The 16,624-nt window shown below is 65.6% G+C and carries 15 protein-coding genes and 1 pseudogene; 2 read left to right on the top strand and 14 right to left on the bottom strand.

Going from position 1 to position 16,624, the window contains the following annotated elements; all coding sequences use genetic code 11:
* Nucleotides 1-25: 25 nt before the first annotated feature.
* From HY57_RS09415 to HY57_RS09360, 13 genes and pseudogenes are all read right to left on the bottom strand, one after another.
* Nucleotides 26-436 carry a hemerythrin domain-containing protein gene (locus HY57_RS09415; protein WP_019465204.1) on the bottom strand — a complete coding sequence of 137 codons (411 nt, stop codon included), beginning with the start codon at nt 434-436 and terminating at the stop codon, nt 26-28.
* A gap of 157 nt (nt 437-593) precedes the next feature.
* Nucleotides 594-1,859 carry a glutamate-5-semialdehyde dehydrogenase gene (locus tag HY57_RS09410; protein ID WP_019465205.1) on the bottom strand — a complete coding sequence of 422 codons (1,266 nt, stop codon included), beginning with the start codon at nt 1,857-1,859 and terminating at the stop codon, nt 594-596.
* A pseudogene (gene proB / locus HY57_RS21175) lies at nt 1,856-3,032 on the bottom strand (glutamate 5-kinase). Before proB ends, HY57_RS09410 begins: the two are co-directional and overlap by 4 nt.
* Nucleotides 3,029-3,388, bottom strand: a complete 360-nt coding sequence (locus tag HY57_RS09405) for a cupin domain-containing protein (protein ID WP_019465207.1) — start codon at nt 3,386-3,388, stop codon at nt 3,029-3,031. The pseudogene proB and the gene HY57_RS09405 overlap by 4 nt, the downstream one beginning before the upstream one ends.
* Before the next feature lie 12 nt (nt 3,389-3,400).
* On the bottom strand, nt 3,401-4,696 hold the full coding sequence (gene argH, locus HY57_RS09400) for an argininosuccinate lyase (protein WP_038579581.1): 1,296 nt from the start codon (nt 4,694-4,696) through the stop codon (nt 3,401-3,403).
* Nucleotides 4,697-4,836: 140 nt separating this feature from the next.
* A complete protein-coding gene (gene argC / locus HY57_RS09395) occupies nt 4,837-5,793 on the bottom strand; it encodes an N-acetyl-gamma-glutamyl-phosphate reductase (protein WP_019463754.1) in 957 nt (318 codons plus the stop codon).
* 3 nt (nt 5,794-5,796) lie between these two features.
* On the bottom strand, nt 5,797-7,113 hold the full coding sequence (locus tag HY57_RS09390; protein ID WP_026033676.1) for an acetylglutamate kinase: 1,317 nt from the start codon (nt 7,111-7,113) through the stop codon (nt 5,797-5,799).
* A gap of 15 nt (nt 7,114-7,128) precedes the next feature.
* The gene (locus HY57_RS09385; RefSeq protein ID WP_019463756.1) at nt 7,129-8,265 is read right to left on the bottom strand and encodes an acetylornithine deacetylase; all 1,137 of its coding nucleotides are present in this window, start codon (nt 8,263-8,265) and stop codon (nt 7,129-7,131) included.
* Between the two features lie 135 nt (nt 8,266-8,400).
* The gene (locus HY57_RS09380; RefSeq protein ID WP_019463757.1) at nt 8,401-9,591 is read right to left on the bottom strand and encodes an argininosuccinate synthase; all 1,191 of its coding nucleotides are present in this window, start codon (nt 9,589-9,591) and stop codon (nt 8,401-8,403) included.
* A 41-nt stretch (nt 9,592-9,632) separates the two neighbouring features.
* Entirely contained in the window at nt 9,633-10,112 is a 480-nt protein-coding gene (locus HY57_RS09375; protein WP_019463758.1) for an OsmC family protein, read from the bottom strand.
* The gene (locus tag HY57_RS09370) at nt 10,109-10,732 is read right to left on the bottom strand and encodes an FMN-binding negative transcriptional regulator (RefSeq protein ID WP_019463759.1); all 624 of its coding nucleotides are present in this window, start codon (nt 10,730-10,732) and stop codon (nt 10,109-10,111) included. Before HY57_RS09370 ends, HY57_RS09375 begins: the two co-directional genes overlap by 4 nt.
* 2 nt (nt 10,733-10,734) lie before the next feature.
* Complete coding sequence (locus HY57_RS09365) at nt 10,735-11,742, bottom strand: N-acetylornithine carbamoyltransferase (protein WP_019463760.1); 1,008 nt, start codon at nt 11,740-11,742, stop codon at nt 10,735-10,737.
* Nucleotides 11,743-12,067: 325 nt separating this feature from the next.
* Complete coding sequence (locus HY57_RS09360) at nt 12,068-12,604, bottom strand: glycine zipper 2TM domain-containing protein (protein WP_019463761.1); 537 nt, start codon at nt 12,602-12,604, stop codon at nt 12,068-12,070.
* Nucleotides 12,605-12,867: 263 nt separating this feature from the next.
* On the opposite strand from HY57_RS09360, the gene cysS reads away from it, so the two are divergent.
* The gene (gene cysS, locus HY57_RS09355; protein WP_019463762.1) at nt 12,868-14,244 is read left to right on the top strand and encodes a cysteine--tRNA ligase; all 1,377 of its coding nucleotides are present in this window, start codon (nt 12,868-12,870) and stop codon (nt 14,242-14,244) included.
* 713 nt (nt 14,245-14,957) lie between these two features.
* On the top strand, nt 14,958-15,392 hold the full coding sequence (locus tag HY57_RS09350) for a SufE family protein (protein WP_019463952.1): 435 nt from the start codon (nt 14,958-14,960) through the stop codon (nt 15,390-15,392).
* Nucleotides 15,393-15,489: 97 nt separating this feature from the next.
* Here HY57_RS09350 and dksA read toward each other — a convergent pair whose 3' ends face one another.
* Complete coding sequence (gene dksA, locus HY57_RS22120; RefSeq protein WP_019463951.1) at nt 15,490-16,590, bottom strand: RNA polymerase-binding protein DksA; 1,101 nt, start codon at nt 16,588-16,590, stop codon at nt 15,490-15,492.
* Nucleotides 16,591-16,624: the final 34 nt, after the last annotated feature.

The following is a 16,624-nucleotide window of genomic DNA, read 5'->3' as shown; positions in this document are numbered from 1 at the left end:
GCCAGGGCGCCAGTCCGCCGCGCGCTCAGACGCGATCGGCGAGTGGATAAAGCTCCTGGTTCTCGCGCTGCACCCGATGGTGCAGCGCCTTGAACACCACATTGGCCTCATCGCGAAATCCCTGCGGGTCGTCGGCAATGGCAGAGGCGATGTTCCAGCGCGAGACGAACGCCATATAGGTCGCCGCCAGACCGCCCATTTCCTCCTGAAACACACGGCCGGTCTGCGCGATGAGCGGATCGGAGGAAGCGACCAGCGCCGGATACAGCACGCGATCCTCGGCAGCCAGATGCAAGCGAATGGCGCCGCTCATCGAAACCAGCTGCTGGACAATGCTGTCCGCATGTTCCCGCACGCCGGCCTGCACCAGCTCGCGCAACGCCCCCACCGCCACCATCAGATCCACGTGCTCGCGCTTGAACCTATCGATGTTCATGATGCCCTCCCGCATCGTCAGCGATGCTGGTGATATCGACTGAAGGCGCTTGGACTTGAGGCAGCGCGGGATCGGAAGATCGACGCAGCTCGGAACGCTCCAAACCGCGGACGCGGCGTCCTCGGCACGACACCCAGGGGCCGGAATCGGAAAAGCGCTAAAAAACGCGACTCTCCGGATGCCGAACCTGCCCTTCCCCCCGCACCACGAATCGCTCGATGGTCAACGACTCCGCCCCCATCGGCCCGTAGGCATGCAGGCGCGTGGTCGATATACCGATCTCCGCGCCCAGGCCCAGCTGTCCGCCGTCGGAAAACCGCGATGACGCGTTGACCATCACCACCGCCGAACGCAGCGCCTGCACGAACTTCTGTGCCGCTGATTCATCCGTCGTGACGATGACCTCGGTATGGTCCGAACCGTGGCGGCGGATATGGGCAATGGCGTCGTCGAAACTGTCCACCACGCGCACGGCGATGATGAGGTCGAGGAACTCCGCGGCGTAATCCTCCTCCGTGGCTGCGCTTGCCTGCGACACGAGCGCACGCGTGGCCTCGTCGCCCCGAAGCGACACGCCACGCGTGAGCAGCGCGGCAGCGGCGCGGGGCAGGAACTCCTGGGCAATGTCGCGATGGACCAGCAGGGTTTCCAGTGCATTGCATACGCCAGGCCTGGACGTCTTTCCATCGATCAGCAGGTTGAGCGCCAGCGGCAGGTCGGCGGCGCGGTCCACGTACAGGTGGCACACGCCCTTGTAGTGCTTGATCACGGGTACGCGCGCATGCTCGGTGACAAAACGGATCAACCCTTCGCCGCCACGGGGAATGGCGAGATCGACGATGTCGCTCAGCTGCAGCAGCTCGACCATGGTCTCGCGTCGGAGATCCTCCACCAGCGTCACGGCGGCGGCCGGTAGGCCGTGCGCCTGCAGGGCCTCATGCAATGCCGCGGCAATCGCGCGATTGGAATGCAGGGCCTCGGAACCGCCGCGCAGGATCACCGCATTGCCGGCCATCAGGCATAGCGCCGCCGCGTCGGCCGTCACGTTGGGGCGCGCCTCGTAGATCATCGCCACCACACCAAGGGGAATACGCACGCGTTCCACCTGCACGCCATTGGCGAGGGTGTCGCGGCGCGTGACCACGCCCACCGGATCGGGCAAGGCGGCAACATCGCGCAAGGCCTGGGCGATGGCCGCGACACGTGCCTCATCCAGGCGCAGGCGATCGAGCATCGCGCCCTGCACGCCCTTATCCGCCGCCTGCTGCATGTCCTTCGCGTTCGCGGCAAGGACGTCGGCCGTGCGGTGCCTCAGCGCATCGGCCATACCGATCAGCAACGCCTGCTTGGCCGGCGTGTCCAGCACGGCGAGCAGCGGCGCCGCATCGCGGCAGGCCAGCGCCAGGGAACGGATCTCGCTCATGCGTGGTTGTCTCCGATAGTCTCGATCTCGGCCAGCGAGGCGAGGTCGTCGCGATGCACGACCTCCGTGCCATAGCTGTAGCCAAGCAATGATTCGATATCGCGGCTGTGGCGGCCAGCGAGCCGCTTCACTTCGCCCGCGCCGTACTGGCTGAGCCCACGCGCCACCGGCCGCCCGTCGGCGTCGACGATCTCCACGAGGTCGCCGCGATCGAAATTCCCCGGCCACCTCAAGCACGCCGCCCGGCAACAGCGACGCCCGGCCACCCGCCAGCGCCCGTACGGCGCCGGCATCGACGTGGATGCGCCCTGGCGCCGCGGGCGCATGGTGCAGCCAGTACTTGCGGGCCTGCATGCGGCTGCGGCCTGCCGCAAAGAAAGTGCCGTGCAGCTCGCCGTGGGCAAGCGCAGTGACCGCCGCCGCGTTCCTGCCACTGAACAGCGCCGTGGGAACGCCTGCCGCGCCGGCTTTCGAAGCCGCCTCCAGCTTGGTGCGCATGCCGCCGGTGCCTACCGCGCTGCCGCTGCCGCCGGCCATGGCCAGTACCTCGGGCGTCAACGCATCCACCCGCCCCAGGGGCACCGCCGAGGGATCGCGTCGCGGGTCGGCGGTATACAACGCGTCGATGTCCGAAGCGATCAGCAACAGGTCGGCATCTACCAGTGCCGCCACGATGGCAGCAAGATTGTCGTTGTCGCCCAGCTTCAGCTCGTCGACGGCAACGGTATCGTTCTCGTTCACCACCGGCAGTACGTCGCATGCCAGCAACTCGCGCAGGGTGGCGCGCGCGTTGAGGTAGCGCCTGCGATTGCGCAGGTCATCATGCGTCAGCAGTACCTGCGCTACCGGGCGGGGACTGAGCGACTGCCACAGGGCGATCATCGGCGCCTGCCCCAGCGCGGCCAGCGCCTGCCTAGCCGCGAGGCCAGCACCGCTGGGCGCATGCTCGCGCAATTGTGCGCGACCCGCCGCTACCGCGCCGGATGACACCAGCACCACCTCCCTGCCTGCGGCACGACTGGCCTGGATGAAATCGGCCAGCGCGGAAGCGTACTGCGTCGTCAGGCCGCCACCATCAGCCGCAAGCAGGTTGCTGCCGACCTTCAGGACGGCGCGGCGCCATGAGGGCAATGCCTGCGAGGGGATGCCGGACCCGTGCTGCATATCGTTCATGAGCGGCCCTCCAGGGGCGCAGCCATGCGGTCCCCATGGCTGCGGGGCGATGAGACGACCAGCATGCGCACGTCGGCCCTGCCTTCGTTGCGCGCCTGGTGGGCCACGCCGGGAGGCACATGCAGGCCGTGCCCTGCGGGAAGCCGGTGAACCGTCCCGTCCAGCTCCAGCGTCAGCTCGCCCTCCAGCACATAGAAGAACTGGCGGGATCGCTCATGCCGGTGGCGCACTTCCTGCGCGCCCGCCGGCATGCGCTCCTCGATGACGCTCAGGTCGTCACCGGCCAGCAGATGCCAGCCGTCACAACCCTGCCCCCATGTGTAGTGCTCGGCATTCCCCGTACTGACGGTCCCCATGCCGATCTCCGTTTAGCCGTCCAGACGGCTGAGTCTATCGCGCAATGCATCCAGGCGCAGGTCATGGCCGGAACCGGGCGACACGCGGGCCGCGAGGCTCGCCTCGGGGGTGCGCCCCTCGCCCGCCGAGGCCGCGGCGTCGGCCGCCGCGCGGTAGGCGTCGCGGAACGGCACGCCCGCCGCCGCCTGCTCGATGGCCACGTCGGTGGCGTACATGGCCGGCTCGATCGCCGCGCGCATGGCCGGCTCGTTCCACTCCATGCGGGCCAGCAGGTCCGGCACCAACTCCAGCGCGGCCAGGCCATGGCGGACGCCATGGAACAGCGAGCCCTTGGAGAACTGCAGGTCGCGCTGGTAGCCGGAGGGCAGCGACAGCAGCTGCTCGATCTCGGTGCGGGCCGCCGCCACGCTGGCATAACTGGCGCGCAGCAGTTCCACCACGTCCGGGTTGCGCTTGTTCGGCATGATCGAGCTGCCAGTGGTGTACTCGCTCGGCAGCTTCACGAAGTTGAATTCCGCCGTGGTGAACAGCGACAGATCCCAGGCCAGGCGACGCACATCCAGCAGCGCCCCCGCGATGGCCTCGAGCACGGCCATCTCGAACTTGCCGCGCGACAGCTGCGCATAGATCGGCGACACCTGCATGCGGGCGAAACCCAGTGCCTGTGTGGTGTGCTCGCGATCCAGCTTGAGGTTCACCCCGTAGCCCGCCGCGGTGCCCAGCGGATTGGCATCGATCAACAGGGCCGTCTGCTGCGCGCGCAGCGCATTATCGATGAAGCCTTCGGCGAAGCCCGCAAACCACATGCCCGTGGAGGACACCACCGCACGCTGCAGGTGCGTATAGCCCGGCAACGGAATGGCCGGCTGCGCGGCACGATCGAGACAGACCGCGGCAACGGCACGGCAATGGTGCTCCAGAGCGGCAAGCTTCTCCTTCAGCCACAAACGCGTGGCGACCAGGATCTGGTCATTGCGGCTGCGGCCCGTGTGGACGCGGCGCCCGGCATCGCCCAAACGCTCCGTCAGGCGCGCCTCGATGGCCGAGTGGCCGTCCTCGTAGCGTTCGTCCAGCACGAAATGCCCGGCCCGGAAATCGTCCGCCAGCACGTCCAGCTCGCGCTTGAGCGCCGCCGCTTCATCCGTGCTCACCACGCCGATGTTGGCCAGCCCTTCCACGTGGGCCTTGCTGGCGGTGATGTCATGCAGGAAGAACTCGCGATCCAGCACCACGTCATCGCCCGCGAGGAACGTCATGATGCGGGCGTCGATCTTGATGTTGGATTTTTGCCAGAGGGGTTGGGTCATATGGGTATCCTGCTAGGAATCTAAGGCACCAATCTTTTGCCCGTCATCCCTGCGAAGGCAGGGATTCAGCGACTTTCGCTTTGCGAGTTAGCTGGCTCTGGAGCAAAGGCACTGGATCCCTGCTTTCGCAGGGATGACGATCAAACCATCGGTATAGCCGTGTACTCGTCCACGCCGATGGCGCGGTTGATGTTCTGCATGGCCTGGGTCGCCGCGCCCTTCAACAGGTTGTCCAGGGTCGCCACCACCACCACGCGCTTGCCGTCGTTGGACACGGCGAAGCCGCCGATATCCACGTGGTGCTTGTGCGCGATCTGGCTGACCCACGGCGCCTCGTCCACCACGTGCACCAGCTTCTCGCCTTCGTAGGCGGCGTTGAAGCGGCTAACGATGTCCTCGCGCTTCACCTGGCGAGCCAGGTACAGGTTGGTGGTAACGGTGAGGCCACGAAAATGGGGGGCCACATGCGGCATGAACTCCACCGGCACGTTGAGGTGGCGGCTCGCCTCCTTCTCGTGCATATGACCGGTGAGCGAGTACGGCATCAGGTTGTCGCGCAGCTTTTCCGGGTCGTTCTTGTCCGATGGCGTGGTGCCGGCGCCCGAGTAGCCCGACACACCGAAGCTCACCGGCGGTGCCGCCAGCAGGTCCTTCAGCGGCGCGATCGACAGCTGGATCGCCGTCGCATAGCAACCAGGATTGCTGATGCGCTTCTCGCCGCGCCAACGCCCGCGGGTCAATTCCGGCAGGCCGTAGTACCACTTCTCGTTGAAGCGGTAATCGGCCGACAGGTCAACGATCAGCGTATCGGGCTTCACCTTGTCGATGGCCTCGACATACGGGGCTGCCTTGCCGTTGGGCAAGGCCAGCACCACCACGTCCGCGCCCTGCGCCGCCACGGCCTCGGCATCGAGGCTGGCGTAGCGCAGGTCGCCGGTGAAGCCGTCCACGTGGTCGGCCACGCGCTGACCGTCCAGCTCGCGCGAGGATACGAAAGCCAGCTCCAGCGCGGGATGCGCGGCGACGAGGCGGATCAGCTCGGCGCCAGTATGGCCACGGGCACCCACGATGCCGATGCGATGTTTGGTCGTGCTCATGTCTCAGTCCACCAGGGTCGGCTGCCGCTGCGCGCAATGCGCGACGCAACGGGCGATCGTGTCGAAAGCTTCGATGCCATACCAGAACACCTTCCAGCGCGGCTGCTTGAGGCAGCCATCCGATTCGGCGTAGTAGAAATGGTTGACGGCGTTGCCGTGGCGCGAGCGCCAGAACAGCTGCGGGTTCTCTTCGCGCATCACCTGCCACACGGCACGCCCCAGACCCTCGCCTTGCGCATCGTCGAGCACGGCGAACTTGTCGAGGTACGGCAGGCCGTCTTCCAGGGTGAGGATCATCGCGGTGCGATAGTTTTCGCTCACATAGACGCGGAACGGCGTGGTGCGTTCGAAATAATCCGGCACCAGCGCGCGGCCGAAGCTGGACTCGATCAGCTCACGCATGCGCGCCAGGTCGATGCCCTCCCATGACTCGAAGCGCTTCACCTTTTCGCCGCGCCGCACCAGGGTGCCGGAACCCTTGTGGGTGAACAGCTCCTTGGCCAGCTCGGACGGCTTGGTGATGGACACCGACGAGGTCAGCGGCAGGTCGTTCAGCAGGTCGGCGATCTGCTCGATCTTCAGGCGCATGCCGCCGTTGATCCACGGCTGCGACATCAGGTGTTCGAACTCGGTGCTGAGGTTGATCGAGTCGATGATGTTGCCCTTGTCGTCCAGCAGCCCGCCCGTGCCGGTAAGGAACACGATCTTGTACGGCTGCAGCACCCGCACCAGTTCATTGGCGGCGAAGTCGGCGTTGACGTTGAGGATCTGGCCCTCCTCCGTCTCGCCCAGGCTGGCGATCACCGGGATGGAACCGGCGCGCAAGCTGGCCTCGATCGGCGCCAGGTTGATGCTGCTGACCTTGCCCACGAGACCGTAGGTGTCGCGATCCAGATAGCTTGCCGTAAACACGCCCGACAGCACCGAGGTGGCGCGGGTGTCCATGGTCTGCAACGCCTCGACCAGGCGCAGGTTCTGGTCCTGGAACACCTTGCGCACGATGGCCAGCGCCTTGGGCGTGGTCACGCGCAGGCCGTTCACCGTGTGTTTCTCGATACCGGCGGCCGACAGCTCTTCGTCGAGCTGCGGGCCCGCGCCATGCAGCACGATGGGCGTCAGGCCCACCTGCTGCAGGAAGGTCAGCGAGGACGTCAGCGCCGGCAGATCGTCGCGCAGCACCGCGCCACCGACCTTCACCACGGCGAAGCGCTTGGCGTCGAGCTGCGAGAAGCGCTTGAGGTATTGCTGGATCTCCTTCGCGCTGCCCATGCTCGAAAGCAGGCGGACGATGGTTTTCCGGGTGTGCTTGTGGGCTTCCATAATCATCCTTTGCGCTCATCCATGAGCGCGAGAATCAAAAACTGGCCGTCCCTGACCAGACTTATCACTGATGATGCGGTAGATGGTGTCGGCGTAGTGCCCAAGCTGATCCAGCGAGACCCATTCGTCGGCGGTATGCGCCTGGGCGATGTCGCCGGGGCCGTAGACGAAGCTGATGTAACCGGCCGCGGAGAACAGCGCCGCCTCCGTCCAGAAGTCCACGGCGTTGCCGATGGGAATGTTCAGCTCGTCCGCAAGGTCGCGCGCAGCCAGGCGGCGCGCTTCCGCCGTGGCGGTGTCGCCCGCCGGCAACGAATCACCGTGGAACAGCTCCTCGAACGACACCGGATGGGGTTCGACCAGCGTGCGGAAGGTGTGCAGCAGCTCGGCCGGAGCCATGGTCGGCAGCGGACGGAAGCCAAAGCGCACGTCGGCCGAGGGCGCGATCATGTTCGCCTTGATGCCGCCATCCACGCGACCGATGTTGAAGCGCAAGCCGGTCAAGCCGCCAAAGCGTTCGTGCGCCTGCTTCTCCACGTAGTCGAGCGCCGCCGCGCCCCAGCGCACCGCCTGATGCACGGCGCTGTCGCTGGGCTTCTGCTCGCCCGAGGCATGGCCGGCACTGCCCTTGAAGCGCATCTGCACGGAATGGATGCCACGATGCGCCAGCACCGCCTCGCCCTTGGTCGGCTCGGCGACGATGATGGCGTCATAGGCCGGCTTGTCCTTGAGGAAGCCGGCGATGCAACGCGGATCGTTCGCTTCCTCGTCGGTGGACAGCAGCAGCGCCATGTCACCCTTGGTGACATTCGCCACGGCCACCAGTGCAGCGGCCGCGCCCTTGATGTCGCAGGCGCCCAGGCCGATGGCGCGGTCTTCCGTGACGCGCAGCTCATGCGGGCTGGCCGTCCAATGCGGGGAATCGGGCACGGTGTCCAGGTGCACATTGAAGAGCACTTTCGGCTTGCCACGCACGGCGTAAAGCGTCACGGCGCCGGCGCCGTAATCGGTCACGGTGACGTCGAAACCCGGCAGGTTGTCCCGCAGGTAATCGAAGATGCCGCCGGTACCGATCTCGCGCGGCGGATTGCGCGTGTCGTAACTGACCAGCGCGCGAAGATGTCGAAGGGTGTCGTCCAGTAATGCGCTCATGCGATCCGAATGGTGAAGGGTTGCCTCAGGACTTCCTGAGCCGTCATCCCCGCGAAGGCGGGGATCCAGTGACTTACGCCGTTACGCCAGAAAGGCGCTGGATTCCTGCTTTCGCAGGAATGACGAGCAAGGAAATCAGCGATTGATCTCGGCCCACAGCGTGCTGCTCATGCCGAACAATTTGATGAAGCCTTCGGCCTCCGCCACGCCCCAGTCGGCCGACTGGGCGTAGGTCGCGCCCTTGGCATTGAGGATGTGCGGCGAGCGCACTTCCACCGCCGTCACCTGCGCACCGGAGGTTTCCAGCACCACCTCGCCGGTGACCTGGCTCTGGCTGGAGGCCAGGTACGCCTCCAGATCCGTCTTGATCGGGTCGTGGAAGAAGCCTTCGTACACCACCTCCACCCACTTGCGCGCCACTTCCGGCTTGAAGCGGTTCTGCTGCTTGGTCAGCACGGCCTCTTCCAGCGCGCGGTGCGCGGCCAGCAGGGAGATCAGCCCCGGCGCCTCATACACGATGCGGCCCTTGAGGCCGATGGTGGTGTCGCCGGTATACATGCCGCGGCCGACGCCGTAGGGGGCAAACAGCTCGTTGAGCTTGGCCAGCAACTTGGCGCCCGGCAGCTTCTCGCCGTTGAGCGACACGGCCTCGCCCTTCTCGAAGCCGAGGGTGACCGACAGCTTGTCGGACGGCCATTCGGAGCGCGGCTTGCACCAGCCACGGGCACCCTCGCCCGGGGTCTTCCAATGATCGATCTCGCCGCCAGACAGGGTCACGCCCAGCAGGTTCTCGTTGATGGTGTAGCTCTTCTGCTTGGCACGCACGTCGAAGCCGCGCTCTTCCAGATAGGCCTGCTCATAAGCGCGCGTCTGGGTGTGCTCCTTCTGGATCTCGCGGATGGGCGCCACGATCTCGTAGTCGCCCAGCGCCTTCACGGCCAGGTCGAAACGCACCTGGTCGTTGCCCATGCCGGTGCAGCCGTGCGCGATGGCCTTGGTGCTCAGCTCTTTGGCGCGGGCAATGGCCGCATCCACGATCAAGTAGCGATCGGACACCAGCAGCGGGTACTGGCCCTGATAGGCCTCACCGGCCTGCACGAACGGCTTCACGAAGCCGTTCCAGATCGCCGGGCCGCCGTCGACGGTGACATGGCTGGCCACGCCCAGCTCCTTGGCGCGCTGCTCGATATAGGCGCGCTCCTCGGCGTCCACGCCGCCCGTGTCGGCGAAAACGGTATGGACGGCCCAGCCGCGCTCCTTGAGGTAGGGAACGCAGAAGCTGGTGTCGAGGCCACCGGAGAAGGCGAGAACGATGTCTTTGCTCATGACTTGCGGATCCTGAAATAGATGGCTAAACGGATAAATAGTTAAACAGATTCAACCACGATGCGGGGCTCGACGCGCACCGGGAAGTTCACGGAACTGGCAATGAAGCATCCGTGGTGGGCACCGTCATGTGCGTCCACGGCCTTGACCGGGTCACTGTCGGCCGTGATGGTGACCACGGGGTGCAGCACCACTTCGGTGAAGTGGCCGCCATGGACGTCCGTTTCCATCGTGCCTTCGGCGCTGTCCGTATAGGCCGTAACCACCACGCCCGCCAGCACCGCCTGGTGCAGGTACGACAGCATGTGGCAGGTGGACAGGGCCGTCACCAGCATGTCCTCGGGGTTGTGCCTGCTGGCGTCGCCGCGGAACATCGGGTCGGCCGAGCCTTCCAGCGCGGGCTTGCCGGCGATGCGGATCTCATGGTCCCGGCCATAGCTCTGGTACGTCCGGGTACCGGCACCCTGGTTGCCCGTCCAGGTCACGTCGACCTTGTACTGGTGCTGATGCGTATGGCTCACCGGCGCACCTCTTCCTGTTGAGACATGAGAGCCGCCAACTCCGCATCGCCACGGCCGGCCCGCTCGCCCAGCCCTGCGAGCACACCCGCCCGATTGGCGGCGGGATGGTTCTGGCTGAGCTTGAACTTGCCTTCGATGCGGTCGATGGAAATCTCCAGCCCGACGATGGCGCGCAGCATCTTTTCAATGTGGTCTTCCGGTGCATCGGAGACACGCCACGGCTCCGGCTGGCCCGCTTCATGGCGATCCGTCAGGCGCTCCAGCAGTTGGCGCAACCACGCAGCGTCGCTGACCGTACGCAGGCGGCCATGCACGTGCACGACGGCGTAGTTCCACGTCGGCACTTCGCGATGGGTTTCCCGCTTGCTCGGGTACCAGTTCGGACTCACGTAACCGTCCGGACCGCGGAAGATCACCAACACCTCGACGCCATCTATGCCCGACAGTTCGTTGCCGCGTGCCACGTGGCCGTGGAGCTTGCCGTCGACCAGCTCAAGCGGAAGGTGGTTGGCAGCCAGGCCGCCTTCCCCGTTCGTCACCACGGTGGCGAACGGGTACGCGCGCATCAGCGCGTGCAGCTGATCGCTGTCGGCCACCTTGAAATGCGCGGGCTGGTACATGATCAGCGCTGGCCGATCAGCGAGGCCATCACCGCCTTCTGCACGTGCAGGCGGTTCTCTGCTTCATCGACGGCGATGCAGGCAGGCGAATCCATCACCGCGTCCGTGGCCTTGACGTTGCGGCGCAGCGGCAGGCAGTGGCTGAAGAGGCCGTTGTTGGTCAGCGCCATCTTTGCCTCGTCCACGATGAAGTGCTTGTTGGCGTCGCGGATGGGCTTTTCCTTGTCCCACTGGCCGAAGAACGGCAATGCGCCCCAGCTCTTGGCGTAGACGACGTCGGCGCCGCGATAGGCGTCCTCGATGTCGTGGCTCACCTTGAGCGAACCGCCGTTTTCCTTCGCGTTCTGATAGCCGAAGGCCATGTAGCGCTCGTCGAGCACGTAGTCCGGCGTGGGGCACAGCAGGGTCACGTCCATGCCCATCTTGGTGGCGATCAGCAGCGCGGAGTTGGCGACGGCCGTGTTGAGCGGCTTGGGGTGGTACGTCCAGGTGAGCACGTACTTCTTGTTCTGCAGGTTGCCCAGGTGCTCCTTCAGCGCCAGTGCGTGCGCCAGCTCCTGACAGGGGTGGGTGATGGTTTCCATGTTGATCACCGGCACCGTGGCGTACTTGGCGAACGCCTTGATGACGTTGTCCTCGCGATCCACCTTCCAGTCCTGGAATTTGGGGAAGGCGCGCACGGCGATCAGGTCCACGTAGCGCGACAGCACGCGGGCGACTTCCGCGATGTGCTCCTCGGTATCGCCGTCCATCACGGTGCCGACCTCGAACTCGATCGGCCATGCATCCTTGCCCGGCGCCAGCACGATGGCGTGGCCGCCCAGATGGAACGCACCCAGCTCGAAGCTGGTGCGGGTGCGCATCGACGGGTTGAAGAACATCAGCGCTACCGACTTGCCGGCCAGCTGCTGGCCGCGGGGGGAGCGCTTGAAGGCCGCGGCTTCATCGAGCAACGCGTCGATCTCGGCGCGGCTGTAATCCTGGGTGGTCAGAAAGTGGCGGAGCGTCATGGTGGAAGTTGCCCTTGTCGAATGTCGAATCCCGGAAACAAAAAAACCCGGCTGTAAGCCGGGTTTTGTCGTCGATGCACGTTAAACGCGTGCGACAGCCTACCCGGCCAATTGGCGGAGCAGCGGTCGGCGAGCACGCGACGTCATCCCAGCGGCCATGCGGGCGCTAGTGAGGACAGTGGCGGTATAGACGGCTGCGGACATGAAAGTTCCGGGTGGTTGAACTTCAATCATGACGGGAATTTCGCTGCCATGCAACAAGGAGCGACGCAAAAGGCAAGCCCGGACGGCAGATCGCCGCCGGAAGGCGGCGATGGCCGGAATCTCAGTCGGCGGGAGAAACGCTCACCCTCACGCGCAGGCGCTCGCCGGGGTCGTAGTTGAGGCGGGACAGGTATACCTCGCCCCGGTAACGGTATTCCACGTCGTAACCCATGATGCGGCGCTGCTCGCTCACCGCGCTCACCTGGCGGCAATGGGTCTCGGTGGTCTCGTATTCGCCGCCACCCGACTGGGTGACGCCGTTGCCCACCGCACCGCCGACGACCGCGCCGCCCACGGTGGCCGCGGTACGGCCATTGCCTTTGCCCACCGTGCTGCCCAGCACGCCGCCCACCACCGCACCAAGAATGGTGCCCGCGGCCGAACCCTGGCTGGGCGTCTGGCGCACCACCTGCTGGTCATAACATTCCTGCCGCGGCACTTCGGTACGTGCCACGCCATACACCGGGTCGACGCGCAACACATCCGCCCATCCATAGTGGGTGTTGTCGTCGTTTTGATTCTGGTACCGCGCGTCCTGCGCAAATACGCCGGTGGTCACCAGGGACAGCACCAGCGCGGGGAACAACCACTTGGTCATTACGACCTCCGCAAGGAGCAACTGAGGACGCATCTCTGCGCCTCTAGCATCCATTCCAGCAAATTCACACTGAATCAACGCTTAGAGATATTCCTGAGGCGGGCAGACAACGGCCTTCCCCTCCCCCTTTTGGCACTGTTCTGGCCGGCATGCGGGCCGCTTCGGAGAGTCCGGGCCGCCTGCGGCTGCCCCCGCGGCTTGTTAAGATGCGCGACTGGCTTGCGCCGCCCGGCGCAGGCCCCACCGTCCGGACCACCTGACCGATGCCGATTTCGCTGCACAACAACCTGACGCGCCGCGTGGAAACGTTCGCCCCGCTCGACCCCAACCGGGTCACCATGTACCTGTGCGGGCCGACCGTCTACAACTACGTGCACATCGGCAACGCGCGCGGCCCGGTGGTGTTCGACGTGCTGGCCAAACTGCTGCGGCGCCACTATCCCAACGTGGTTTACGCCCGCAACATCACCGACGTCGATGACAAGATCAATGCCGCCGCCCAACAGCTGGGCGTGGGCATCGAGAGCATTACCACCCGCTACGCCCAGGCGTACCGCGAGGACATGGCGAAGCTGGGCATTGCCCCACCGGACGTGGAACCGTACGCCACGGCGCATATCCCGCAGATCATCACCATGATCGAGCGCCTGATCGCCAGCGGCCACGCCTACGCCGCCGAAGGCCACGTGCTGTTCGAGGTGGAGTCGTTCCCGGCCTATGGCGCGCTTTCGGGCCGAGACCCCGAGGAACTGCTGGCTGGCGCCCGCGTCGAGGTGGCCCCGTACAAGAAGAGCCCCGGCGATTTCGTGCTGTGGAAGCCCTCCACGCCCGACCTGCCCGGCTGGGACAGCCCCTGGGGTCGCGGCCGACCCGGCTGGCACATCGAGTGCTCCGCCATGAGCGAAGCCCACCTGGGCGATACCATCGACATCCACGCCGGCGGCGTCGACCTGCAGTTCCCGCACCACGAAAACGAGATCGCCCAGTCCACCTGCGCCCACGGCGGCAAGGTCTTTGCGCGCTTCTGGCTGCACAACGGCATGCTGACCTTCAGCGGCCGCAAGATGTCCAAGTCACTGGGCAACGTGATGCTCGTGCACGAGCTGCTCAAGGAGCATCCGCCCGAAGCCCTGCGCCTGCTGCTGCTGCGCGGCCACTACCGCCAGCCGCTGGACTGGTCCGAAGGCGCCATCACGCAGTCGATCAGCACGCTCGATGGCTGGTACCGCGTGCTCCGCGACCTGGCCGATGTCGACGTCGACACGACCCACCTGCCCATTCCCGCCACCGTTGAGGCCGCATTGTGCGACGACCTCAATACGCCGCAGGCGCTTGCAGAGCTGTCCCAACTGGCCGATGAAGCGCGCCAGTCCGGCAGCCCGGCAGCCAAGGCCGCCCTGCTTGGCGCAGGCGCAGTGCTCGGGCTGCTGCAGCAGGATCCCGAGAGCTGGTTCAAGCAGGCCGGTGGCGCGAACGAAGTGGACGAGGCACGCATCGAGGCTTTGCTGGAAGAGCGCCGCGCTGCGCGTGCGGCGAAGGACTTCAAGCGTGCCGACGCCATTCGCGAGGAACTGACGGCGATGGGTATCGCCATTGAGGATGGCGCCCAGGGCACGCGATGGAGTGTGGTCAAGGGTTGAGCTATACAAAGCTCAGTCTGCTTATCAAGCCACCCCCTTCACCCTCCTTCGCCCCGCCCCTCCCCAAAAGGGGCGCGGCGGAAGCGATGGCCTCTGTGGCCTGCCCAAGCGCCTCCCTGCCTTAAGCCCTCTTGGCGACGGCGCGTTGCGGGGTAGCCGCTGTGCGTAGGCGTTGCGCCTGTCGCCATCCGGGCTTCGGAACCTTCAGGGCTTGTATCCCGCGCCATGCAGAGCCCCTCTGCGTATCGGTGCGTTGCGGTGTAGCCGTACCGTGTGTCGGATGGATCGTGAGGTGCCAAATACCGAGGCCCTCAGGGCTTGTATTCAACACGGTGCTACCGGAGCTCTAGAGGCCATTTTCTTTGGGTTACTTTCGACGCGAAGCTAGTCCCCGTGGGATCTTTTGGGCCAGCAAAAGAAAAGTGACTCGGCCTTCGGCAGAAGGTCGAAACGCCCGCTGCGTAAGCGGCCCGGTCGCGGAAACGCCGACTCCGAAGGCCAAGAGCAAAGTCACTGGGTGACCAGCCCTTCGGCTGTTGAAAAGCGCCTCCTGCCTTCGCAGGGATGACGGCGCTTATGATGCGATAAGGCTAGATTGCCCCCCCAATCCTGCCCTCGCCCCTGAAAGCCGCAGCCATCCATGACGCCCCCTCTCCCCCCCCAGCGGAGGCTAGGCAAAAGCGTCACACAGCCAAACGCGCGATAATGCCCCCATGAATGCCATCGCCACTCCCAACGCCGACCAGGCGCAGCAAGACATCGTCGACGAATTTGCCTTCTTTGGTGACTGGACCGAGCGCTACCAGTACCTGATCGACCTGGGCAAACAACTGCCTGAATTCCCCGAAGACCTGAAGATCGAGGACTACCGCGTCCACGGCTGCCAGTCGATGGTGTGGCTGGTGCCCAGCGGCAACGCCGACAAGCTCCACTTCCAGGCCACCAGCGACTCCGCCATCGTGTCGGGCCTGATCGCCCTGGTGCTGCGCGTGTACTCCGACCGCTCAGCCCGCGACATCATCGCCACCGAGCCGCGCTTCATCGAAGCGATCGGCCTGGCGAAGCATCTTTCGCCCACCCGCTCCAACGGCCTGGCCGCCATGCTGGCGAAGATCAAGGCGTACGCGGCGGCGGCGCTGCGGGCCTGATCCCGGGCGGCGGTTAGCCGGCATCCGGCGCCAACAAACAAAGCCCCGCTCATGGCGGGGCTTTGTTTCATGCGGCAAGCGGCAAGGAGACGACCGTTCAGTCGCCCATCTGCTTCTGCAGATGCTCGCGACGCTCCTGCGCATCCAGCGACAGGGTGGCGATCGGACGGGCGTCGAGACGCTCCAGGCCGATTTCCTCGTCGGTTTCCTCGCAGTAGCCGTAGCGACCTTCCTCGATGCGGCGCAGTGCCTTGTCGATCTTGGAGATCAGCTTGCGGTAACGATCGCGCGTGCGCAGTTCCAGCGAGTTTTCGGTCTCGCGGGTGGCGCGCTCGGCTTCGTCGCCCACGTCACGCACCTCGTCACGCAGGTTCTCCATGGTCTGGCGCGACTCTTCCACCAGCTGTTCACGCCATTCGCGCAACTTGTTGCGGAAGTAGGCGAGATGCTTGGGGTTCATGTACTCCTCGTCGTTCGAGGGGCGATAACCCTTGGGCAGATCGATCAGCGTGGTAGAAGGCAGCGCGTAACGGCCGTCTTCGCGGGTGATGCCATTGTCGAGAGTTGCAGATTTGTTCATCGAGGACTGCTGGGCTTTCTGAGTTTTAATGGGGGTATGTCGCGCGGTCGCACTGGCCACCTTGCCCATGAGGGGCGAAGCGGCCGGCTTGGCCGGCGCCGCGGGGGAAACCGGGGCTGCCTTGACCGGGGCCGGTGCCGCCTGCCGCGCAGCTGCGGGCTGCTTGGCGGGAGCGGCGCTGGCTGCCTTGGCGGGGGCGGCCTTGGTCTCCGCCTTTACCGGTGCGGGAGCCGGCTTCACCGGCTTGGTCACCGACTTGGGCGGTTGTTTCTTGGCGGGCGCCGCAACCTTCTTGGCGACCGGCTTTTCGATCTTCTTGGCGACGACCGGCTTTTTCGCCGGCACCGCCTTCTTGGCCACGGGCTTGGGAGCCGCCTTCTTGGCGACGCTCTTGGCCGGGGCCTTGGCGACGACCTTCTTGGCGGCAGGCTTCTTGGCGGCGGCAACCTTCTTCACCGGCGCCTTCTTGGCAGCCGGTTTCTTTGCAGCAGCGGCCTTGGCCGGGGCCGCACTACGCCCGGCAGCGGCCTTCTTGGCTGCCTTGACGTCTTTCACCTTGCCGGCAGGCTTTCCCTTCTGCGGCTTGGTGGCTGTCGCACTACGCGTCGTTTTCGCCATATCCCTTCACCATTTTGGCCTTGGCGGCCGGGTG

The organism is Dyella japonica A8 (assembly GCF_000725385.1).
Taxonomy (GTDB): Bacteria; Pseudomonadota; Gammaproteobacteria; order Xanthomonadales; family Rhodanobacteraceae; genus Dyella; species Dyella japonica_C.
This window is presented reverse-complemented; position numbering and strand designations above follow the sequence as displayed.

What these genes read in the sequence shown, in the direction of transcription:
- HY57_RS09415 (WP_019465204.1), bottom strand. Translation starts at nt 436, where the DNA reads ATGAACATCGATAGGTTCAAGCGCGAGCACGTGGATCTGATGGTGGCG.
- HY57_RS09410 (WP_019465205.1), bottom strand. Translation starts at nt 1,859, where the DNA reads ATGAGCGAGATCCGTTCCCTGGCGCTGGCCTGCCGCGATGCGGCGCCG.
- HY57_RS09405 (WP_019465207.1), bottom strand. Translation starts at nt 3,388, where the DNA reads ATGGGGACCGTCAGTACGGGGAATGCCGAGCACTACACATGGGGGCAG.
- argH (WP_038579581.1), bottom strand. Translation starts at nt 4,696, where the DNA reads ATGACCCAACCCCTCTGGCAAAAATCCAACATCAAGATCGACGCCCGC.
- argC (WP_019463754.1), bottom strand. Translation starts at nt 5,793, where the DNA reads ATGAGCACGACCAAACATCGCATCGGCATCGTGGGTGCCCGTGGCCAT.
- HY57_RS09390 (WP_026033676.1), bottom strand. Translation starts at nt 7,113, where the DNA reads ATGGAAGCCCACAAGCACACCCGGAAAACCATCGTCCGCCTGCTTTCG.
- HY57_RS09385 (WP_019463756.1), bottom strand. Translation starts at nt 8,265, where the DNA reads ATGAGCGCATTACTGGACGACACCCTTCGACATCTTCGCGCGCTGGTC.
- HY57_RS09380 (WP_019463757.1), bottom strand. Translation starts at nt 9,591, where the DNA reads ATGAGCAAAGACATCGTTCTCGCCTTCTCCGGTGGCCTCGACACCAGC.
- HY57_RS09370 (WP_019463759.1), bottom strand. Translation starts at nt 10,732, where the DNA reads ATGTACCAGCCCGCGCATTTCAAGGTGGCCGACAGCGATCAGCTGCAC.
- HY57_RS09365 (WP_019463760.1), bottom strand. Translation starts at nt 11,742, where the DNA reads ATGACGCTCCGCCACTTTCTGACCACCCAGGATTACAGCCGCGCCGAG.
- HY57_RS09360 (WP_019463761.1), bottom strand. Translation starts at nt 12,604, where the DNA reads ATGACCAAGTGGTTGTTCCCCGCGCTGGTGCTGTCCCTGGTGACCACC.
- cysS (WP_019463762.1), top strand. Translation starts at nt 12,868, where the DNA reads ATGCCGATTTCGCTGCACAACAACCTGACGCGCCGCGTGGAAACGTTC.
- HY57_RS09350 (WP_019463952.1), top strand. Translation starts at nt 14,958, where the DNA reads ATGAATGCCATCGCCACTCCCAACGCCGACCAGGCGCAGCAAGACATC.
- dksA (WP_019463951.1), bottom strand. Translation starts at nt 16,590, where the DNA reads ATGGCGAAAACGACGCGTAGTGCGACAGCCACCAAGCCGCAGAAGGGA.